This is a genomic window from Luteimonas sp. KH_071 (genome assembly GCF_057838005.1).
The window spans coordinates 1,129,888-1,147,894 of record NZ_CM174458.1 but is presented as its reverse complement, the minus strand read 5'-3'; the positions used below and the strand labels follow the sequence as shown (position 1 = coordinate 1,147,894).

Genomic DNA, 18,007 nt, shown 5'->3' with positions numbered 1-18,007 from the left:
CGACTCCTTGTGACAAGAAGCGCAAGAGGATAGCCGATGCGTCCGCTGTCCCGGCCCAGGGGGCCGACCACGTCTCCGTGCATCGGCGCCAGCTGGTGCCGGAGCGGCCCTGCCTGCGGCGGCCTCCAAGGAACTCGCGGAGCCTCTGACGCACATGGCGCCCCGGGCGCCGTGTCTGCTGACGTCCGATCCCGTGAGGCCTTACTTCAGCTTGATCTCGCGCAGCCGCTCTTCGAGATAGCCCTGCGCGGTGATCGCGTCTGGATAGCGGCTCGGATTGTCGGCGCTCACCGTCGACGGCAACACGTCGATGACGAAATCCGGATTCGGATGCAGGAAGAACGGCACCGAGTAGCGCGGCTTGCGCGCCTGCTCGCCGGGCGGGTTGGTGACGCGGTGCGTGGTCGACGGATACACATGGTTGGTCAGGCGCTGCAGCATGTCGCCGATGTTGACGACAATGGTGTCGGCATCCGACGTGAAGGGCACCCACTCGCCCTGCTTGGACTTCACTTCCAGACCCGCCGCGCTCGCGCCGACCAGCAGCGTGATCAGGTTGATGTCCTCGTGCGCGCCGGCGCGCTCGTTCGGAATGTCGTCGGCGGTGATCGGCGGGTAGTGGATCGGGCGCAGGATCGAGTTGCCGACATCGGTCTTGTCGACGAAGTAGTCCTCCGGCAGGCCGATGTGCAGCGCCAGCGCCGACAGCACCTTCGAGCCCAGCGCATCGAGCGTCTGGTACAGGCCGTACCCGTGTTCGCGGAAGCCCGGCACCTCGGTCGGCCACAGGTTCGGCGGCATGACGTCGCGGTACTTCGAGTCGTCCGGAATCTCGCGGCCGATGTGCCAAAACTCCTTGAGGTCGAAGTGCTGGGCGCCCTTCGCGGTTTCGACACCGAAAGCGGTGTAACCGCGCGCACCGCCACCGCCTGCCACGTGGTACTGCTTCTTGATGTCATCGGGCAGCGCGAAAAAGGCCTTGAACACGTCGTAGGCGCCGTCGATCTGCGCCTGCGGAATGCCGTGGCCGTTGATGCCGGCGAAGCCCCACTCGCGGTAGGCAGCGCCGAGTTCGGCGACGAAAGCCTCGCGGTCGGTGTCGAAGCGGCGGATGTCGAGCGTGGGAATACGGGCGGTCATGGCGGAATCCTTGGAATCAGGCGGCGGCCGCGCGCACGGCGTCGGCCAGCTGGTCGAGGGTCGATTGCATCAGCGTGTCGTCGTCGGCCTCGACGGTCACGCGCACCACAGGCTCGGTACCCGACGGGCGCAGGAACGCGCGACCGCGGCCCTGCACGGCGGCCTGCGCCTGCGCGAGCGCGGCCTGCACTGCAGGTGCGTCCGCAGGCTTCGACGTGCCCGCATAGCGCACGTTGACGGTCTTCTGCGGCACCTTGGACAGGCCATGCAGCGCTTCCTGCAGCGACTGACCGCGGCGACGCAGCACCTCGAGCACCTGCAGCGCGCTGATGATGCCGTCGCCGGTCGTCGCGCGATCCAGGCACAGCAGATGTCCGGAGGTCTCGCCGCCGAGCATGCCGTCGTGCTCGAGCAGCATCTGGTGCACGTAACGGTCCCCGACCTTCGCACGCGCGAAACCGATGCCGGCTTCGCCGAACGCACGCTCCAGGCCGAAATTGCTCATCAGCGTGCCGACCACCGGCCCCTGCAGGCGCCCCGACTGCTGCCAGTCGCGCGCCAGCACGTACAGCAGATCGTCGCCGTCGCGCACGGTGCCGTTGGCATCGACGAACAGCACGCGGTCGCCGTCGCCGTCGAAGGCGATGCCCAGATTCGCGCCGCTGCGACTGACGCGCTCGCTCAGAAACTCGGGATGCGTCGACCCGACACCGTCGTTGATGTTGACGCCGTTGGGCTCGGCGCCGATCACCTCGACCTGTGCGCCGAGTTCGCGCAGCACGATCGGACCGACCTGGTAGGTGGCACCGTTCGCGCAGTCGACGACGATGCGCATGCCGTCTAGATCGAAACCACGCGGCACCGAGGCCTTGCAGGCTTCCACGTAGCGGCCGACCGCATCGCGCGTACGCACGGCCTTGCCGAGCTTCTCGGAGGCCACGGTACGGAACGGCTGGTCGAGCGCGGCTTCGATCGCGAGTTCGCTCGCGTCGTCGAGCTTCTCGCCCTGCGCGCTGAAGAACTTGATGCCGTTGTCGTGATGCGGATTGTGCGAGGCGGAAATGACGATGCCGCCATCGGCGCCGAGCGAACGCGTCAGATGCGCGACGGCCGGCGTGGGCATCGGGCCCATCAGCTGCACGTCGACACCGGCCGCGACCAGGCCGGCTTCCAGTGCCGCCTCGAACATGTAGTTCGAGATGCGCGTGTCCTTGCCGATCAACACCTGCGGGCGGCGCCAGTCGCCGCCGCGTCCGCGCAGCGAATGACCATAGGCATTGCCCAGGCGCAGCACGAAATCGGCGGAGATCGACCCCTCACCGACCCGCCCACGGATGCCGTCGGTACCGAAATACCTGCGGCTCACGCAGCGGCCTCGGTCGGCATGTCCTGCTTGCCGAGCAACGCGACCAGGCGGGAAATGCGGTCACGCATTTCGCGGCGGTCGCAGATCTGGTCGATCGCGCCGTGCTCGAGCAGGAATTCCGATGTCTGGAAACCTTCGGGCAAGGTCTCGCGCACGGTCTGTTCGATCACGCGCGGACCGGCGAAACCGATCAGCGCTTCGGGCTCGGCGATGTTGATGTCGCCGAGCATCGCGAACGACGCCGAGGTCCCGCCATAGGTCGGGTTGGTCAGCACCGAAATGTACGGCAGGCCCGCTTCGCGCAGGCGCGCCAGCGCGGCCGAGGTCTTGGCCATCTGCAGCAGCGAAAACATGCTTTCCTGCATGCGCATGCCGCCGCTCGCGGCGAAGCTCACGAACGGCGTGCGCAGCGCGAGCGCCTGCTCGGCGGCGCGGGCGAACTTCTCGCCGCCGACCGAGCCCATCGAGCCGCCCATGTAGGCGAAATCCATCGCGCACGCGACGATCGGGCGCTGCATCAGCGTGCCCTGCATCGCGATCAGCGTGTCGCGCTCACCGGTGGCGCGTTGCGCGGCCTTGATGCGGTCCGAATACTTCTTCTGGTCCTTGAACTTGAGGATGTCGGTCGGGCCCAGATCGGCCGCGATTTCCTGCAGGCTACCCGCATCCAGGAACGCCTTCAGGCGCGCGCGGGCACGGATCGCACGGTGGAAGTTGCACTTCGGGCAGACCTCCAGATTCTCTTCGAGCTCCGGGCCGTACAGCACGGTGCTGCAGCGCTCGCACTTCTCCCACAGACCCTCGGGAACGCTGCGCTTCTTGGCCGCGGGCGCATCGGTGCGGATGCGCGGCGGCATGATCTTCTGCAACCAGGACATGGGCGTCTGCTCTCTCGACGGCCGCAACGGGGCCGCAAAGCGCGGAAGTGTACCCGACCGCCCCCGGCGGCCCGCAGCCCGCGCTGCCGCCCCGGTTCAGGGAGCGTCGAGGGCGCTGCGCAGCGGCGCAAGGAACGCCTGCGCACGTGCAGCAGCCTCGTCCGCATCCGCTGCCCCGTCGAGCGCGGCGACCAGCGCGCTGCCGACGACGACGCCGTCCGCATCGACCGCCATCGCGGCGGCACTCGCGGCGTCGCGGATGCCGAAACCGGCCACCACCGGCGCGCGACTGGCGGCGCGGATCGACCGCAGGCGGGTCGAGGCCTGCGCCGTATCGAGCCGGTCCGCCGCGCCGGTCACCCCGGCGAAGCTGACGTAATACAGATAGCCCTGCGCACGAGCGCACAAGGCTTGGATGCGCGCGTCGGTCGTGGTCGGAGATGCCAGCAGCACCAGCGCGACACCGGCTGCGTCGAAGCCCACCCGGAACTCGTCGGCCTCCTCCGGGGGCAGATCGACCAGCAGCACGCCATCGACACCCGCGTCACCGGCCTGGCGCGCGAAGGTAGCCGGTCCGCGGATGTCGACGGGATTGAGATAGCCCATCAGCACGATCGGTGTGGTGGCGTCCTGCGCGCGGAATCTGCGCACCGCATCGAGCACGTAGGTCATGCCCGCGCCACGCCCCAGCGCGCGCTCGGAGCTGCGCTGGATCGTCGGGCCGTCGGCCATCGGATCGGAGAACGGCACACCGAGCTCGATGACGTCGGCCCCGGCTGCGACCAGGGCATGCATCACCGGCACCGTCGCCTCGAGCGAGGGATCGCCGGCGGTGAAGAATGGGATCAGAGCCTTGCGGCCGGCTGCGCGGAGTGCGGCGAAACGGGTGTCGATGCGATTCATGGCGGTCCGTGGCAATGCGGTGCGCGGGGCCGTCGCGTGCGTCGGCCCATGTTCGATATCGGCAGACGCACTCACAGCACGAAGCCTTCCCGCTGCGCGATCGTGTGCACGTCCTTGTCGCCGCGGCCGGACAGGTTGGCCAGCACGATCGCGTCCTTCGGCAGATCGCGCGCGAGCTTGATCGCCTGCGCGATCGCGTGGCTGGATTCGAGCGCGGCGAGGATGCCCTCGGTCTTCGCCAGCTGGTGGAACGCGGCGAGGGCTTCGTCGTCGGTGATGCCGACGTATTGCGCGCGGCCGGCGTCGGCGAGGAAGGAATGCTCGGGTCCGACGCCCGGGTAGTCGAGGCCGGCGGAGACCGAATGCGTCTCGGTGATCTGACCGTCGTCGTCGCAGATCACATAGGTACGGTTGCCGTGCAGTACGCCCGGACGGCCCGCGACGATCGACGCGGCATGACGACCGGTGTCGACACCGTCGCCCGCCGCCTCTGCGCCGACGATGCGCACGTCCGGATCGTTGAGGAAGGCGTGGAACAGGCCGATGGCATTGCTGCCGCCGCCGACGCAGGCGGTGATCGCGTCCGGCAGGCGGCCGTACTCGGCGAGCATCTGCGCGCGCGCCTCGCGGCCGACGATCGCATTGAAATCGCGGACCATGCGCGGATACGGATCGGGACCGGCCACGGTGCCGATGATGTAGAACGTGTCCTGCACGTTCGAGACCCAGTCGCGCATCGCTTCGTTGAGCGCGTCCTTGAGCGTCGCCGAACCCGAGGTCACCGGCACCACTTCCGCGCCGAGCAGGCGCATGCGGTAGACGTTGATCTTCTGCCGCTCGATGTCGGTCGCCCCCATGTAGACCACGCATTCCAGCCCCAGCCGCGCGGCAACGGTGGCGCTGGCCACGCCGTGCTGGCCGGCGCCGGTCTCGGCGATGATCCGGGTCTTGCCCATGCGGCTGGCGAGCAGTGCCTGGCCGACGGTGTTGTTGATCTTGTGCGCGCCGGTGTGGTTCAGGTCCTCGCGCTTGAGCAGGATGCGCGCGCCGCCGACGGCGTCGCTGAGCCGCTCGGCGTGATAGATCGGACTGGGCCGGCCGACGTAATGCGCGAGATCCTTGTCGAAGGCCTGCTGGAACGTGGGATCCGCCTTGGCGGCGTCGTAGGCCGCCGCGAGTTCAGCGATCGGCTCCATCAGCGTGTCGGCGACGAAGCGCCCGCCGTAACGGCCGAAGTGGCCGTTGGCATCGGGCCAGGCGTGGAAATCGGTGATCGGAGACTGCGACATCGGGGCGGGCTACGGTGCGGGCTGGCTCGTACTCTAACGCACACATCGCGCGCCAAGAATCGATAAGATCTGACGGAACTGTCAGGAAATCTCACATGCCGGATACCGATCTGCCACCGCTCAACGCGCTGCGCGCGTTCGAGGCCGCCGCGCGTCTGGGCAGCCTGAGCCGCGCCGCCGCGGCGCTGCACGTGACGCATGGCGCGATCAGCCGCCAGGTGCGTCTGCTCGAAGACGCGCTCGGCACACCGCTGTTCGTACGCGCGGGACGCGGTCTGCGGCTCACTCCGGCCGGGCTTCGCATGCGTGACGCTGCTGGCGACGCGTTCGCGCGTCTGCAAAGTGCGTCCGCGGCGATCCGCCGCTCGGGCGCCGGACAGGCGCGCGTGCTCGGCTGTCCGGGCAGCCTGCTCGCCCGCTGGATGATTCCGCGACTGCCGCGCCTGGGCGATGCCCTGCCCGATCTGAAACTGCATCTGTCGCCGCACGAGGGCGCGTTCCCGGCGTCTCTGGACGGATTCGATGCCGCGTTGCTGATCGGCACGCCGCCGTGGCCGACCGCGTGGACGGTGCGTCGCCTTGCACCGGAGCGGATCGGCCCGGTGCTCAGCGCGCGCCATGTCGATGCGACGCGCCTGGCAGGACTGACGCCCGGGGCGCTGCTGCGCGAACCGTTGCTGCACACCGCCTCACGCCCACAGGCCTGGCCGACGTGGGCCTCGCTGCAGGGCGCCGCGTCGCCGGACGATCTCGGCACGGGATTCGAGCATCTGTATTTCCTGCTCGAGGCCGCCGCCGCCGGGCTCGGTGTCGCGATCGCCCCGCAGGAACTCGTCGCCGACGATCTCGCCGCCGGCCGCCTGCTCGCGCCGTGGGGTTTCATCGGGACGGATGCGCATTGGATTCTGGCGACGCGCCGGGACGACGACGATCCGCGACTCGATGCGCTGGCGGACTGGCTGCGGCAGGAACTGGCCTGACACCGCTGCAGGCGCGCGCTTGCGCGCGATCGAGACTGTCCCGAAAACGCTGCACCGCGCGCGATCGCCCCCTACCGGGGCGATCAAAGGATGCTGCGCACCCTTTTGACGAACGCGCGCATCCCCCCTGCATCCTTGATGCCCGGCGCAGATTCGATGCCGCTGGAAACGTCGACGCCCGCCGGGTGCGCCACATCGATCGCATGCGCGACATTGCCCGCATCGAGCCCGCCGGCGAGCCAGAACGGCTTGTCGAGCGATGCCGGCAGTGCGGCCCAGTCGAAGCGCTCCCCACTGCCGCCGGGCTCGCCCGCAGCGTGACCGTCGAACAGGAATGCCGACGCGTTCGGCCAGGCATCCAACGTGCGCAGCGCCGCGGCCGGATCGCCGCCCATCGCGATCGCTTTCCAGTACGGCAGACCGAACTGCACGCAGAACGCGTCGTCCTCTGCGCCATGGAACTGCAGGATGTCCGGCCGCACAGCCGATACGATCGCGGCGACGTCGTCGGACGGATTGTCCATCGTCAACGCGACGACCCGGATCGACGCCGGCACCGCCTCGCGCAGCACGCGCGCCGCATCGGGCGTCAGTCGGCGCGGACTGCGCGACGCGAACACCAGGCCGATGCAGTCGACGCCGAGCGCCACCGCTTCGGCGACGTCTTCGGCGCGGGTCAGGCCGCAGAACTTGATCCGCGTGTTCGCAGGGGCGTTCATGCCGGAAGCGTCACTTCCACCGGCAACTGCCACTCCGGCGGATACAGCGGCCCCAGGAACACGAGGCCGGCAGCAGGTGCGGTGGGGCCGGCGACACTGCGATCGCGTCCGGCGAGCAGTTCTCCGATCCAGGTCTCGGGCTGCTCGCCAGCACCAACGTCGAGCAGCGAGCCGACGATGTTGCGCACCATGTGATGCAGGAACGCGTTCGCCTGCACTTCGACGATGACTTCGTCGCCGTCGCGCCTGACCGAAATCCGCTGGAGGTCGCGGCGCGCATGCGGGGCCTGGCAATGCACGGTGCGGAATGCGGAAAAATCCTGCTCGCCGAGCAAGGCCTGCGCAGCGCGATGCATGGCGTCGGCGTCGAGCGGGCGCAGGTCCCAGGAGAGGTACTGCCGGTGCAACGCGGGGCGCACGGGACGGTTGATAAGCCGGTAGCGGTAGTGCCGCGCGCGCGCCGAGAAGCGGGCGCTGAAATCGCCGGGCACCGGCTGGGCCCAGCGCACGCAGACTGCCGGCGGCAGGTGCGCGGTGGTGCCGAGCATCCACGCGCGTGGCGTGCGCACGGCGTCGGTATCGAAATGCACGACCTGGCAGCGCGCATGGACGCCGGAATCGGTGCGTCCCGAGCAGGTGGTCACGACCGGATGCGCAGCCACGCGCGACAGCGCTGTTTCAAGCGCGGCCTGCACAGAGCCGGGGCCGGTCTCGGCCGCCTTGCCCAGCCGCTGCCAACCATGGAATCCATGGCCGTCGTACTCGACGCCAATCGCGACCCGCATTGCGGTGCTCAGTCCAGGGTGCGCAGCAGCTGCGCGGCCTGCGCGGCGGCTGCCAGATCGTCGCCTTCCACCACTTCCAGCAGCAGGGTGCGCGCCGTGTCGGTGTCGCCGAGATCGATGTAGGCGCGTGCCAGTTCAACGCGCTCCACGCCGACCGGCGTTTCCACGGCGTCGCCGGTATCGAGTTCGACCCGGGCGTCACCTGCAGAGACCACGTCGGTCACCGGCAGCGCCTCGGGCTCGCTGGATGGTGAAGCAGGTGGGGCATGCCAGGTCGGCCCACCCGATGCGGGCGGCACGGCAACCGCGGCGGGCTCGAAGACCGGCGCGGGCGCAGAGGTCTCACGCACGAACGCCGGCGGGGTCGCCGGTTCCGGCACGGCTACCGCCGGCGACGCGGCGTCGCCCTTCGACGTCGGCAGGCTGGCCGCGAGCGCGGCGCTGTCGAACGGACGCTTGGCGGCCGGCGTGCGACCGCGACGACCGAGCAGGAACGCGAGCGCGGCGACGATGAGGATCGCCACACCCAGCCACAGCCATGGCATCGGCGCAGCGACGCTCGCCTGCTGCTGGTTGCTCGCTTCCATGCGCTGCTGCGCGGCGGCGAGTTCGGCATCCTTGAGCTGGATCAGCTGCTGCTGTTGCTGCTGCAGCTGTTCGAGATCGTCGAGGCGGGCCTTGAGTTCGTCGATCTCCGCGGTGCGCGCGGCCACGGTCTCGTTGGCCTGTTGCAGTTCCTGACGCAGCATGTCGCCTCCAGCGCCGGCGGCGATGCCGGATTGGGTGCCCGCCGGCTGGCTGTCGCTGGCGGGCGGTGTGATTTCGAGTCGTGCATCGGCGGCGCGCGGGGCAGCGGCCGGCGGCGTGGTGGTTGCCGTCGTCGGCGTCGCATCCGCCGCGGGTTCCGCGGGTTGCGGCGCTGGACGGCGCATCTCGCGCCACTGGCCCACCTGCTCGCGCACCACGGCATTGGCCTCGGCGGCGCTGAACTGGGTCCAGGCATCGCGCGCCGGCACCCGCAACACCGCGCCTTGACGGATCACGTTGAGGTTGCCGCCGATGAAGGCCTCGGGATTCGTGCGCAGCAACAGCAGCATCGCCTGGTTGACGCTGATGCCGGCCTCGTCCGCGAGCGGCGCGGCGATCGACGACAGCGTCTGTCCTGCGCGCACTGCAGGCAGCGCGTCGCCCGGCGTGACTGCAGCAGCGGCGGCAGGCGCCGCGGGAGCGGGCGTCGGTGCAGGTGCAGGCGTCGGCGGAGGCGGTGCCGTCGCAATCGCATCGTCGTCAGTCGGCGGCTCGGGCACGGCGGCCTGCTGCTGCGGCGGTGCGGGCGCAGCCGGCGGACGCACGATGCTCGGCGCGGGCGCGGCCACCGGTGCCTGGATCGTCGGCTGCGCGGGCGCGGCCACCGTATCGGGCACGGCGACCAATGCGGAGTACTCGCGCACCAGACGCCCCTGACCCCAGTCGACTTCCACCAGGAACGTCAGCGCTTCCTGGGTCACCGGCGCGGCGCTGGTGACGCGGATCACCGGACGCCCGCTCCGGTCGAGCGCGACATTGAACTGCAGATCGGACACCACACCGCGCGGCGGCTCGAGTCCGATGCGCGCGAAGGTCTCGGGCGATGCGAGGCGCGCCTGCAACTGGCGCAGCTCGGCCGGGTCGCTGGACACGACAGGAATCTCGGCCAGCAACGGTTGCCCCTGCTGCGAGCGGACCTCGATGCGGCCCAGTCCCAGCGCGAGCACGGGCCCGGCCAAGGCCAACAGGCCACCGGCCAGCAACAGACGCTTCAAGGTGCGCGACACGAACATCCCCTGTTTCTTGCAGGCTTGCCCCACCCGGCGTTGCCGGGTCTGCTGCCGATGATCCGGATTCATCCGGCGACTGTAGCGGCGCGGACTCCCGCTCCGCAACGCGCGATGCGTCCACCGCATCGCACCAGTATCCACCCAAGGCGCCACAGCCGTGGCTGCGACGCGACATGGCGCGCGATCAGCCTTCGGCGGCGACCAGTTCGGCGACCTGCACCGCATTGAGCGCGGCGCCCTTGCGGATGTTGTCGGCGACGATCCACAGGTTCAGGCCGTTCGGGTGCGAGAGGTCCTCGCGGATGCGGCCGACGAACACCGGATCGCGACCCGAGGCGTGGGTGACCGGCGTCGGCCAGCCACCCGTCACGCGCTCGTCGACGACTTCCACGCCGGGCGCCGTGGCGAGGATCGCGCGCGCCTCGTCGACGGTGATGCGCTCGCGCAGTTCGACGGCCACCGACTCGGAATGGCCGTAGAACACCGGCACGCGTACCGCGGTCGGGTTCACCAGGATGCTGTCGTCGCCGAGGATCTTGTGCGTTTCCCAGACCAGCTTCATTTCTTCCTTGGTGAAACCGTTCTCGAGGAAGGCGTCGATCTGCGGAATCAGGTTGAACGCGATCTGCACCGGGAACTTCTGCGGATCGATACCGCGGAAATTCAGCAGGTCGCCGGTCTGGCGGCCGAGTTCTTCCATCGCCGAACGCCCCGCGCCCGACACGGACTGGTAGGTCGACACGTTGATGCGCACGATGCCGGCACGGCGGTGCAGCGGCGCGAGCGCGACCAGCATCTGCATCGTCGAGCAGTTGGGATTGGCGATGATGCCGCGCGGACGCTTGCGGGCGGCCTCAGGATTGACCTCGCTGATCACCAGCGGCACGTCGTCGTCGTAGCGGAACGCCGAGCTGTTGTCGATGACGACGGCGCCGGCCGCTGCGAACTTCGGGGCGAATTCCTTGCTGGTGTCGCCACCGGCGGAGAACAACGCGATGTCGATGCCGGCGGGATCGAAGGTGGCGAGATCCTGCACGACGATGTCGTCGTCACCGAACTTCACGGTGCTGCCGGCCGAGCGCGCGCTAGCGAGCGGCACGAGTTCGGACACGGGGAAATCACGCTCGGCGAGGATCGACAGCATGGTCTCGCCGACGGCGCCGGTGGCACCGACGACGGCGACGCGGAAACGGCGGTTCTGGGAACTGGACATTCAATACGTCTCGAAAAGAATTCTGGATGTGGGTCGCGCATGGCGCGCGGGCGCTGCACAGCTGGGGCTTCGGGGAACCGCCCGCCCTGATGCTCAGGCGGTTCCCGGACGTTTCGCGTCGGCAACGTCTTTTTTAGCCGGCGCGATCACGCTCGGCGGATGCCCGGCGTCCGGGCCCGCGCCGAGCGCGGCGATCAGGTTGTCGACCGCGAGCGTGACCATCGCCCGGCGCGTGGCGAGGCTGGCGCTGGCGATGTGCGGGGTCAGCACGATGTTGCCCTGCGCGAGCAGGCGCGGATCGACGGCGGGCTCGCCTTCGAACACGTCGAGCGCGGCCGAAGCGAGTCGACCGTTTGCGAGCGCATCGGCCAGCGCGGCCTCGTCGACGATGCCGCCGCGCGCGATGTTGGTGAGCGTCGCAGTCGATTTCATCTTCGCCAGTGCGGCAGCGTCGACGATGTGGTGGCTAGCGGCCGAATACGGCAGTACCAGCACCACATGATCGGCCTGCGCAAACAGCGCATCGAAATCGACATACGTCGCGTCGAACGCGCGCTCGACCTCGGCCGGCAGGCGGCTGCGGTTGTGGTAGAGCACGCGCATGTCGAAACCGGACGCACGTTTCGCGATGCCCTGCCCGATCCGCCCCATGCCGAGGATGCCCAGCGTGCTGCCGTGCAGATCGGCGCCGAGCAGGCCCTTGAAGTTCCAGCCCTGCCACTGGCCGGCGCGCAGATGCCGCTCGGCCTCGGTGACGCGGCGCGCGGCGGCCATCATCAGCGCGAAGCCGAAATCGGCGGTCGTCTCGGTCAGCACGTCGGGGGTGTTGGTCGCGACGATGCCGCGCGTCTGCAGCGCATCGATGTCGAGATTGTTGTAGCCGACGCCGACGTTGGCGATCCCGCGCAGCTTTGCCGCGCCTGCAATTTCGTCGCTGCCGATGCGCTCGTTGAGCGTCACCAGCGCGCCGTCGACCTCGCGCAACGCGGCGGCGATTGCGGCCGCGTCGTGTTCGCTGACGTCCGGCACCTGCACAACGTCGAAGTGCGCGTGCAGACGCTCGACGATGTCGTCGAACAGCGGCTGCGACACCCAGACCTTCGGGCGCGACTCAGCCATCGATGCGCCCCGGAATCCGCGGCGTTACGGTGCCGACATCGCCGCACTGGGCGCGATGGCGCAGCGCCTGGTCCATCAGCACCAGCGCCAGCATCGCCTCGCAGATCGGCGTCGCGCGGATGCCGACGCAGGGGTCGTGGCGGCCGGTGGTGATGACTTCGACCGTGTTGCCGTCGGTGTCCAGACCATCGGCAGGCAGGCGCAGGCTGGAGGTCGGCTTGAACGCCGTCGACACGACGATCTGCTGGCCGGTGCTGATGCCGCCGAGCACGCCGCCGGCGTGGTTGGACGCGAAGCCCTGCGGGGTCATCAGGTCGCGGTGCTCGCTGCCCTTCTGCGCAATCGACGCGAAGCCGGCGCCGATCTCGACGCCCTTGACCGCGTTGATCGACATCATCGCCGCGGCCAGATCACCGTCGAGCTTGCCGTAGACCGGCTCGCCCCAGCCCGGGGGCACGCCGTCGGCCACGGCGGTCACGCGCGCGCCGACCGAATCGCCGGACTTGCGCAACGCGTCCATATAGGTTTCGAGTTCCGGCACCTGCGCAGCATCGGGCCAGAAGAACGGATTCGATTCGACGACGTCCCAGTCGATCGCGGCGCTGTCGAACTGCGCCGGCACGATGTCGCCGAGTTGCGACAGGTAGCCGTGCACGCGCACGCCGTAGCGATCGCTCAGCCACTTCTTGGCGATCACCGCCGCGGCCACGCGCATCGTGGTCTCGCGCGCCGACGAGCGACCGCCGCCGCGCGGATCGCGGATGCCGTACTTCTGCCAGTACGCGTAATCGGCATGGCCGGGCCGGAACTGCTGGGCGATGTTGCCGTAATCCTTGCTGCGCGCATCGGTGTTGCGGATCAGCAGCGCGATCGGCGTGCCGGTGGTCACGCCCTCGTAAACGCCGCTGAGGATCTCGACCTCGTCGGCCTCGCGCCGCGCCGAGGTGTGGCGGGTGCGCCCGGTCGCGCGGCGCTGCAGATCGTCAGCGAACATCTCCGGGTCGAGCGCGATGCCCGGCGGACAGCCGTCGACCACGCAGCCGATCGCCGGCCCGTGGCTTTCGCCGAAGGTCGTGACGGTGAACAGTTGGCCGAAGCTGTTGCTGGACATGGGCGTGCGTCGAGGTGACGCGGCACGAAAACGCGGGCCGGCAAGCTTAACGCGACCGGGCCGCGCGTGGACGCATGGTTTCCGGGCGAACCGTCGGGATCACGGCGCCGTCTCGACGCCGCCGCCGTGGGAGCGCGCTTGGGCGCGATGAGGTTGCGCCGGTAACGCCCTTCGCGGGCGAGCGCGCTCCTACAGGGATCGGTCTGGACGACGTGGCCTCAGAACAGGCCCGCGCCGGCACTTCCCGTCGCCGCGACCGCGGCCGACGTCTTGGCCTCGCGCTCGGCCGCCAGCTGGGTGATGCGCGCGCTGTGCGTGACCAGGTCGTGGCGCTCGACGACGAAGATGCCCATCTGGCCGACCTGGAACTCGATCCACATCAGCGGCAGTTCCGGCAACAGCTTGACCAGATGCTGCTCGGATTCGCCGACCTCGCAGATCAGCAGGCCGTCCTCGGTCAGATGCAGCGGGGCGTCGCGCAGGATCTTCAGCACCAGGTCGAGGCCGTCGTCGCCGGCGCGCAGGCCCATCTCGGGCTCGTAGCCGTATTCGCGCGGCAGCGCGTCGGTCTCGTCGTTGGTGACGTAGGGCGGATTGGTGACGATCAGGTCGTAGTGCTCGCCCTGCAGCCCGTCGAACAGGTCGGACTTGAGGAAACGCGTATTGCGCACTTCGAGCCGCGTTTCGTTTTCGGCGGCCAGCGTCAGGGCCTCGTCGCTGAGGTCGACGCCGTCGACGTGCCAGTCCGGGTTGTGATGCGCCATCGCGATCGCGATGCAGCCCGAGCCGGTACACAGGTCCAGCGCGCGCCGCACTTCGCGGCCGCCGAGCCAGGGTTCGAAGCCGGACAGGATCAGCTCGGCGATCGGCGAACGCGGCACCAGCGCACGCGCATCGGACTTGAAGCTCAGGCCGGCGAACCAGGCCTCGCCGGTCAGGTAGGCAGCCGGCACGCGCTCTTCGATGCGGCGCAGGAACAGGCCCAGCACGTCTTCCTTTTCCGACAGCGTGACCCGCGACTGGCCGTAGACCGGGCTCAGGTCATGCGGCAGATGCAGCGCATGCAGGGTCAGCTGTGTGGCCTCGTCGATCGCGTTGTCGTAGCTGTGCCCGAAGGTCAGCCCGGCGGCGTTGAAGCGGCTGGCGCCGTAGCGGATCAGGTCGACGATCGTCTGCAGTTCTTCGGTCATGGCGCGCGGAACTCGGGGGCGGCGTAATGGCCGCGGATTATAGGTCACCGGCCTGCCGCGGCCCGCCGGGTATCATGGCCGGCGCTCGAACCGGATTTCCCGATGTTCAACAGGACCACCCTCGTCATCCTCTGCGTCGCGCTGGCCGGCGGGCTCGGCCTGCTGGTCGCGCAGAAGTATTTCGCCGCGCCGGGCACCGCCGCCGCACCCGAGCTCGACGTCGTGCAGCTGTACCCGCAGCCGCGGGCCCTGCCGGACTTCGCGCTCCAGCAGTCCGATGGCACCCAGTTGCTGCCCGGCGAACTGGCCGGCCACTGGACGCTGGTCTTCATCGGCTTCACCCACTGCCCCGACGTCTGCCCGATGACGCTGACCCACCTCGCCCAGGCCCAGCGCCAGTGGGAGACGCTGCCCGAAGCGACGCGTCCGCGCGTGCTGTTCGTCTCCGTCGATCCCGAGCGCGATACGCCCGAGCGCCTCGGCGATTACGCGCATGCCTTCCACCGCGACACGCTGGCCGCGACCGGCGACGTGCCGTCGCTCGAGCGCTTCACGCGTTCGCTGTCGATGGTGTTCGCCAAGGTGCCGCTGGACCGCGACGCACCCGAGAACGCCTACACCATCGACCACAGCGCTTCGCTGGCCGTGCTCGACCCGCAGGGCCGCATGGCCGGCGTGGTCTCGGGCAGCGTGCTCAACGCCGAGACGCCCCGCCCCGAAGCCGTCGCCGCCGACCTGATGCGCCTGACCGCCGAGTACCGCCCGTGAGCTTCGTCACTTCGCTGACCTACGCCCTGCCGCACCGCTATCTGTCGTCGCTGGCGCGGCGGCTCGCGTATTCGCAGAACCCCGGCACGCGCCGCTGGCTGATCGACACCGTCGTGCGCAAGTTCGGTGTCGACCTGTCGGAAGCGGCGAATCCCGATCCGGCGTCCTACGCCAGCTTCAATGCGTTCTTCACCCGCGCACTGCGTGAGGGCGTGCGCGTGCCGGATCCGGACCCGCGTGCGCTGGTGATGCCCGCTGACGGCCATATCAGCCAGTGCGGCCCGATCGAAGCCGGGCGCATCTTCCAGGCCAAGGGCCAGTCGTTCACCGTCGCCGAACTGCTGGGCGACGCTGACGATGCCACGCCGTTCCTCGACGGCAGTTTCGCCACGGTCTACCTGTCGCCGCGCGACTATCACCGCGTGCACATGCCCTGGACCGGCACCCTGCGCGAAACCGTGCACGTGCCCGGCCGGCTCTTCAGCGTCGGCACTGCAGCGGTCTCCAGGGTGCCGCGCCTGTTCGCCCGCAACGAGCGCCTGGTCTGCCACTTCGACACCGACTTCGGCCCGATGGTGCAGGTCATGGTCGGTGCGCTGCTGGTCTCGGGCGTGGAAACGGTCTGGAGCGGCGAGGAAATTCCCGCTTACGGCGACCGCATCCAGCGCAAGGACTGGCGCGGACAGGGCATCACCCTGCAACGTTTCGAAGAGATGGCGCGCTTCAATTACGGTTCGACGGTCATCGTGCTGCTGCCCAAGGGCGTTGCGGATCTGGAGCCTTCGCTGCACGCCGAATCGCCGGTGCGGCTCGGACAGCGGTTGGCAGTGCGGACGGCCGACTGAAAGCGGCGCGCCGCGCCGCTTTGAATTGAAACCGCGCGAGATTCGAGCCCCTCTCCCGCCGGGAGAGGGGTTGGGGTGAGGGTGCTTGTGTGGCTTTTGCGAGAAAGCCCGCCCTCACCCGCCGCGCTGCGCGCGTCGACCCCGGATCAAGTCCGGGGCAGGCGCTCTCCCAAAGGGAGAGGTGCAGGTTTCCAGGCGAGTGAGAGCGGGCGAGCACGTCGAAGCGACGCCTGCCCTCAGCGCGAACACCCCTCCAGCTTCAACGACTGCCCCTGGCGGAGCGCATACGCCGGCGCGCGCAGACCATTGGCACGCGCAAGCACCGACACGTCGCACCCGTAGCGCTGGGCGATGCTGCCGAGCGTTTCGCCACGTGCCACGCGATGCGTGCGCGCCGCTGCAGGCGCAGGCGCCGGCGCCGGCGGACGCGGCGCGGCAGCGGACGGCGGCACCGCGGCCGGCGGCGGATCGCCATCGGTCGACAGCACTTCGATCGCACCCGTGCGCACGATCGCCGCACGTGGGTCGCTGTTGACCAGCTCGGCCGCGAGATCGGAGCGGTCGCCGCGCACGCACCAACGCTTGTACAGGCCGGCCATGCGCGTGGTGCCGGCGAGCGTGGTGCCGACAGGCAGCAGGCTGTCGGCCTCGTAGCTCGGGTTGAGGTTGCGCAGCGCGCGCATGTAACCGTCGCGGGTGGTGCCGTTGCCCATGCAGATCGTCAGCTCGTAGATCGACGCCGGGCGTTCGAGGGTGAAGGTTGCCGGGCGCGTGTCGATCTTGGGGAACGTCAGGCCGTATTCCTCCGGATGCAGGTACAGCCAGGCCGCGGCGATGACCATCGGCACGTAGTCCTTGGTCTCGGCCGGGAACTGGTTGTAGACGCCGGGGTCCCAGAAGCTGCGGCCGTTGGCCTCGCGGTAGATCCGCAACGCCCGGCCTTCGCCGCCGTTGTAGCCGGCCAGCCAGTATTCGATTTCGTTGCCGTGCTGGGCGAAGCGCTCGTTGAGATACACCGCCGCGGCATCGGCCGACAGGCGCGGGTCGTAGCGCGTGTCGAAGCCGGTGCCGTCCGGCCCCAGGCCGAAGCGACGCCCGGTGGCCGGCATGAACTGCAGCGGACCTGCAGCGCCCGCGCGCGAACGCGCATGCACGCGGCCGTTGGATTCCTTGGCGAGGATGCCGAACAGCAGCGCTTCCGGCAGCCCGCTGCGCTTGAACGCCGGCGACATCAGGTGCTGCATGTACTGGTAGTTCTCGTGACTGGTCATCAACGACACGCGCATGTCGGTGAGCCAGCGGCGGATCGAGGCCTGCACGGCCGGGTTGAGCTGGACCATGCGCTTGAAGCGCTCGTCCTCGGCCAGCAGCGCAGACGCACTGGCAGCGGCCGGCACATCGGCGGTGGGCAGCGTGCCTTCGAGGCCATCGAGATCCGTGCCATCCGGGCCCTGTCCGGCCTGGGCATCGGCATCGGCCTTGAGCAGGCGCTTGTAGGTCGTCAGCAGCTGCGGAACGCTGCAGCCACGCTGCTTCTCGCAGGCCAGCATCACGTCTTCCATGTCCTCCAGCGCGGCGTTGCTGGCATTGATGCCGGCCGGGTCGTCGTTGGCGATCTGCACCAGCGCCTGGCGATAGCGGGCCTCTGCATCGAGCATGCGCTGGTTGAGCGCCTCGCCGGCTTCGCGGTCGCGGCGCGACTGCGCGTTCGCGTCGGTGGCCGTGCCGGCCAGCGCAAGCGCCAGCGCGAGGGCGCCGAGGCGCAACGTCGTGGAAACGGAATCTCGCATCGTGACGGGGGTCCAGCAGACAGGGCCCGCAGGGTAGCCCTGCCTGTTGCAGAGGGGCAAGGCGCGCGTCGCGAACCGCGACGCAGTCGCTAGA

The 18,007-nt window shown here is 69.4% G+C and carries 16 protein-coding genes; 3 read left to right on the top strand and 13 right to left on the bottom strand.

Translation table 11 applies throughout. The features are described 5' to 3' along the window. Positions 1–201: 201 nt before the first annotated feature. The 5 genes from AC3IRM_RS05305 to trpB all read right to left on the bottom strand — a co-directional run bounded on the left by AC3IRM_RS05305 (position 202) and on the right by trpB (position 5,576). Complete coding sequence (locus tag AC3IRM_RS05305) at positions 202–1,140, bottom strand: isopenicillin N synthase family dioxygenase (protein WP_489205200.1); 939 nt, start codon at positions 1,138–1,140, stop codon at positions 202–204. Positions 1,141–1,156: 16 nt separating this feature from the next. Beyond that, the gene (gene glmM, locus AC3IRM_RS05300) at positions 1,157–2,506 is read right to left on the bottom strand and encodes a phosphoglucosamine mutase (RefSeq protein ID WP_489205199.1); all 1,350 of its coding nucleotides are present in this window, start codon (positions 2,504–2,506) and stop codon (positions 1,157–1,159) included. Then, positions 2,503–3,384 carry an acetyl-CoA carboxylase, carboxyltransferase subunit beta gene (gene accD, locus AC3IRM_RS05295; RefSeq protein WP_489205198.1) on the bottom strand — a complete coding sequence of 294 codons (882 nt, stop codon included), beginning with the start codon at positions 3,382–3,384 and terminating at the stop codon, positions 2,503–2,505. Before accD ends, glmM begins: the two co-directional genes overlap by 4 nt. Before the next feature lie 96 nt (positions 3,385–3,480). After that, positions 3,481–4,287 carry a tryptophan synthase subunit alpha gene (gene trpA, locus AC3IRM_RS05290; protein ID WP_489205197.1) on the bottom strand — a complete coding sequence of 269 codons (807 nt, stop codon included), beginning with the start codon at positions 4,285–4,287 and terminating at the stop codon, positions 3,481–3,483. Positions 4,288–4,358: 71 nt separating this feature from the next. Continuing rightward, positions 4,359–5,576: a tryptophan synthase subunit beta gene (trpB, locus tag AC3IRM_RS05285; RefSeq protein WP_489205196.1), complete on the bottom strand. Its 1,218-nt coding sequence runs from the start codon at positions 5,574–5,576 to the stop codon at positions 4,359–4,361. Positions 5,577–5,671: 95 nt separating this feature from the next. Here trpB and AC3IRM_RS05280 point away from each other — a divergent pair, with 95 nt between their 5' ends. Continuing rightward, positions 5,672–6,556 carry a LysR family transcriptional regulator gene (locus tag AC3IRM_RS05280; protein ID WP_489205195.1) on the top strand — a complete coding sequence of 295 codons (885 nt, stop codon included), beginning with the start codon at positions 5,672–5,674 and terminating at the stop codon, positions 6,554–6,556. An 83-nt stretch (positions 6,557–6,639) separates the two neighbouring features. On the opposite strand, the gene AC3IRM_RS05275 is transcribed toward AC3IRM_RS05280, so the two are convergent. The 7 genes from AC3IRM_RS05275 to prmB all read right to left on the bottom strand — a co-directional run bounded on the left by AC3IRM_RS05275 (position 6,640) and on the right by prmB (position 14,510). Next, entirely contained in the window at positions 6,640–7,275 is a 636-nt protein-coding gene (locus AC3IRM_RS05275) for a phosphoribosylanthranilate isomerase (protein WP_489205194.1), read from the bottom strand. Continuing rightward, the gene (gene truA / locus AC3IRM_RS05270; RefSeq protein ID WP_489205193.1) at positions 7,272–8,060 is read right to left on the bottom strand and encodes a tRNA pseudouridine(38-40) synthase TruA; all 789 of its coding nucleotides are present in this window, start codon (positions 8,058–8,060) and stop codon (positions 7,272–7,274) included. Before truA ends, AC3IRM_RS05275 begins: the two co-directional genes overlap by 4 nt. A gap of 8 nt (positions 8,061–8,068) precedes the next feature. Then, complete coding sequence (locus tag AC3IRM_RS05265) at positions 8,069–9,880, bottom strand: type IV pilus assembly protein FimV (protein ID WP_489205191.1); 1,812 nt, start codon at positions 9,878–9,880, stop codon at positions 8,069–8,071. A gap of 181 nt (positions 9,881–10,061) precedes the next feature. Further along, complete coding sequence (locus AC3IRM_RS05260) at positions 10,062–11,090, bottom strand: aspartate-semialdehyde dehydrogenase (RefSeq protein ID WP_489205190.1); 1,029 nt, start codon at positions 11,088–11,090, stop codon at positions 10,062–10,064. A 93-nt stretch (positions 11,091–11,183) separates the two neighbouring features. Continuing rightward, entirely contained in the window at positions 11,184–12,209 is a 1,026-nt protein-coding gene (locus tag AC3IRM_RS05255; protein WP_489205189.1) for a 2-hydroxyacid dehydrogenase, read from the bottom strand. Then, a complete protein-coding gene (gene aroC / locus AC3IRM_RS05250; RefSeq protein ID WP_489205188.1) occupies positions 12,202–13,320 on the bottom strand; it encodes a chorismate synthase in 1,119 nt (372 codons plus the stop codon). Before aroC ends, AC3IRM_RS05255 begins: the two co-directional genes overlap by 8 nt. A gap of 218 nt (positions 13,321–13,538) precedes the next feature. Then, the gene (gene prmB / locus AC3IRM_RS05245; protein ID WP_489205187.1) at positions 13,539–14,510 is read right to left on the bottom strand and encodes a 50S ribosomal protein L3 N(5)-glutamine methyltransferase; all 972 of its coding nucleotides are present in this window, start codon (positions 14,508–14,510) and stop codon (positions 13,539–13,541) included. A gap of 102 nt (positions 14,511–14,612) precedes the next feature. On the opposite strand from prmB, the gene AC3IRM_RS05240 reads away from it, so the two are divergent. Continuing rightward, positions 14,613–15,278 carry an SCO family protein gene (locus tag AC3IRM_RS05240; protein WP_489205185.1) on the top strand — a complete coding sequence of 222 codons (666 nt, stop codon included), beginning with the start codon at positions 14,613–14,615 and terminating at the stop codon, positions 15,276–15,278. Further along, positions 15,275–16,123, top strand: coding sequence for an archaetidylserine decarboxylase (asd, locus tag AC3IRM_RS05235; RefSeq protein WP_489205184.1), 849 nt, complete (start codon positions 15,275–15,277; stop codon positions 16,121–16,123). The genes AC3IRM_RS05240 and asd overlap by 4 nt, the downstream gene beginning before the upstream one ends. A gap of 236 nt (positions 16,124–16,359) precedes the next feature. Here asd and AC3IRM_RS05230 read toward each other — a convergent pair whose 3' ends face one another. Next, entirely contained in the window at positions 16,360–17,913 is a 1,554-nt protein-coding gene (locus AC3IRM_RS05230; protein ID WP_489205182.1) for a transglycosylase SLT domain-containing protein, read from the bottom strand. Positions 17,914–18,007 lie beyond the last annotated feature (94 nt).

Excerpts from the sequence above, each read along its gene's own strand:
- AC3IRM_RS05305 (WP_489205200.1), bottom strand. The coding sequence starts at position 1,140 with ATGACCGCCCGTATTCCCACGCTCGACATCCGCCGCTTCGACACCGAC.
- AC3IRM_RS05265 (WP_489205191.1), bottom strand. The coding sequence starts at position 9,880 with ATGTTCGTGTCGCGCACCTTGAAGCGTCTGTTGCTGGCCGGTGGCCTG.
- AC3IRM_RS05275 (WP_489205194.1), bottom strand. The coding sequence starts at position 7,275 with ATGAACGCCCCTGCGAACACGCGGATCAAGTTCTGCGGCCTGACCCGC.
- trpA (WP_489205197.1), bottom strand. The coding sequence starts at position 4,287 with ATGAATCGCATCGACACCCGTTTCGCCGCACTCCGCGCAGCCGGCCGC.
- truA (WP_489205193.1), bottom strand. The coding sequence starts at position 8,060 with ATGCGGGTCGCGATTGGCGTCGAGTACGACGGCCATGGATTCCATGGT.
- AC3IRM_RS05260 (WP_489205190.1), bottom strand. The coding sequence starts at position 11,090 with ATGTCCAGTTCCCAGAACCGCCGTTTCCGCGTCGCCGTCGTCGGTGCC.
- AC3IRM_RS05230 (WP_489205182.1), bottom strand. The coding sequence starts at position 17,913 with ATGCGAGATTCCGTTTCCACGACGTTGCGCCTCGGCGCCCTCGCGCTG.
- AC3IRM_RS05240 (WP_489205185.1), top strand. The coding sequence starts at position 14,613 with ATGTTCAACAGGACCACCCTCGTCATCCTCTGCGTCGCGCTGGCCGGC.
- AC3IRM_RS05280 (WP_489205195.1), top strand. The coding sequence starts at position 5,672 with ATGCCGGATACCGATCTGCCACCGCTCAACGCGCTGCGCGCGTTCGAG.
- AC3IRM_RS05255 (WP_489205189.1), bottom strand. The coding sequence starts at position 12,209 with ATGGCTGAGTCGCGCCCGAAGGTCTGGGTGTCGCAGCCGCTGTTCGAC.
- trpB (WP_489205196.1), bottom strand. The coding sequence starts at position 5,576 with ATGTCGCAGTCTCCGATCACCGATTTCCACGCCTGGCCCGATGCCAAC.
- aroC (WP_489205188.1), bottom strand. The coding sequence starts at position 13,320 with ATGTCCAGCAACAGCTTCGGCCAACTGTTCACCGTCACGACCTTCGGC.
- prmB (WP_489205187.1), bottom strand. The coding sequence starts at position 14,510 with ATGACCGAAGAACTGCAGACGATCGTCGACCTGATCCGCTACGGCGCC.
- accD (WP_489205198.1), bottom strand. The coding sequence starts at position 3,384 with ATGTCCTGGTTGCAGAAGATCATGCCGCCGCGCATCCGCACCGATGCG.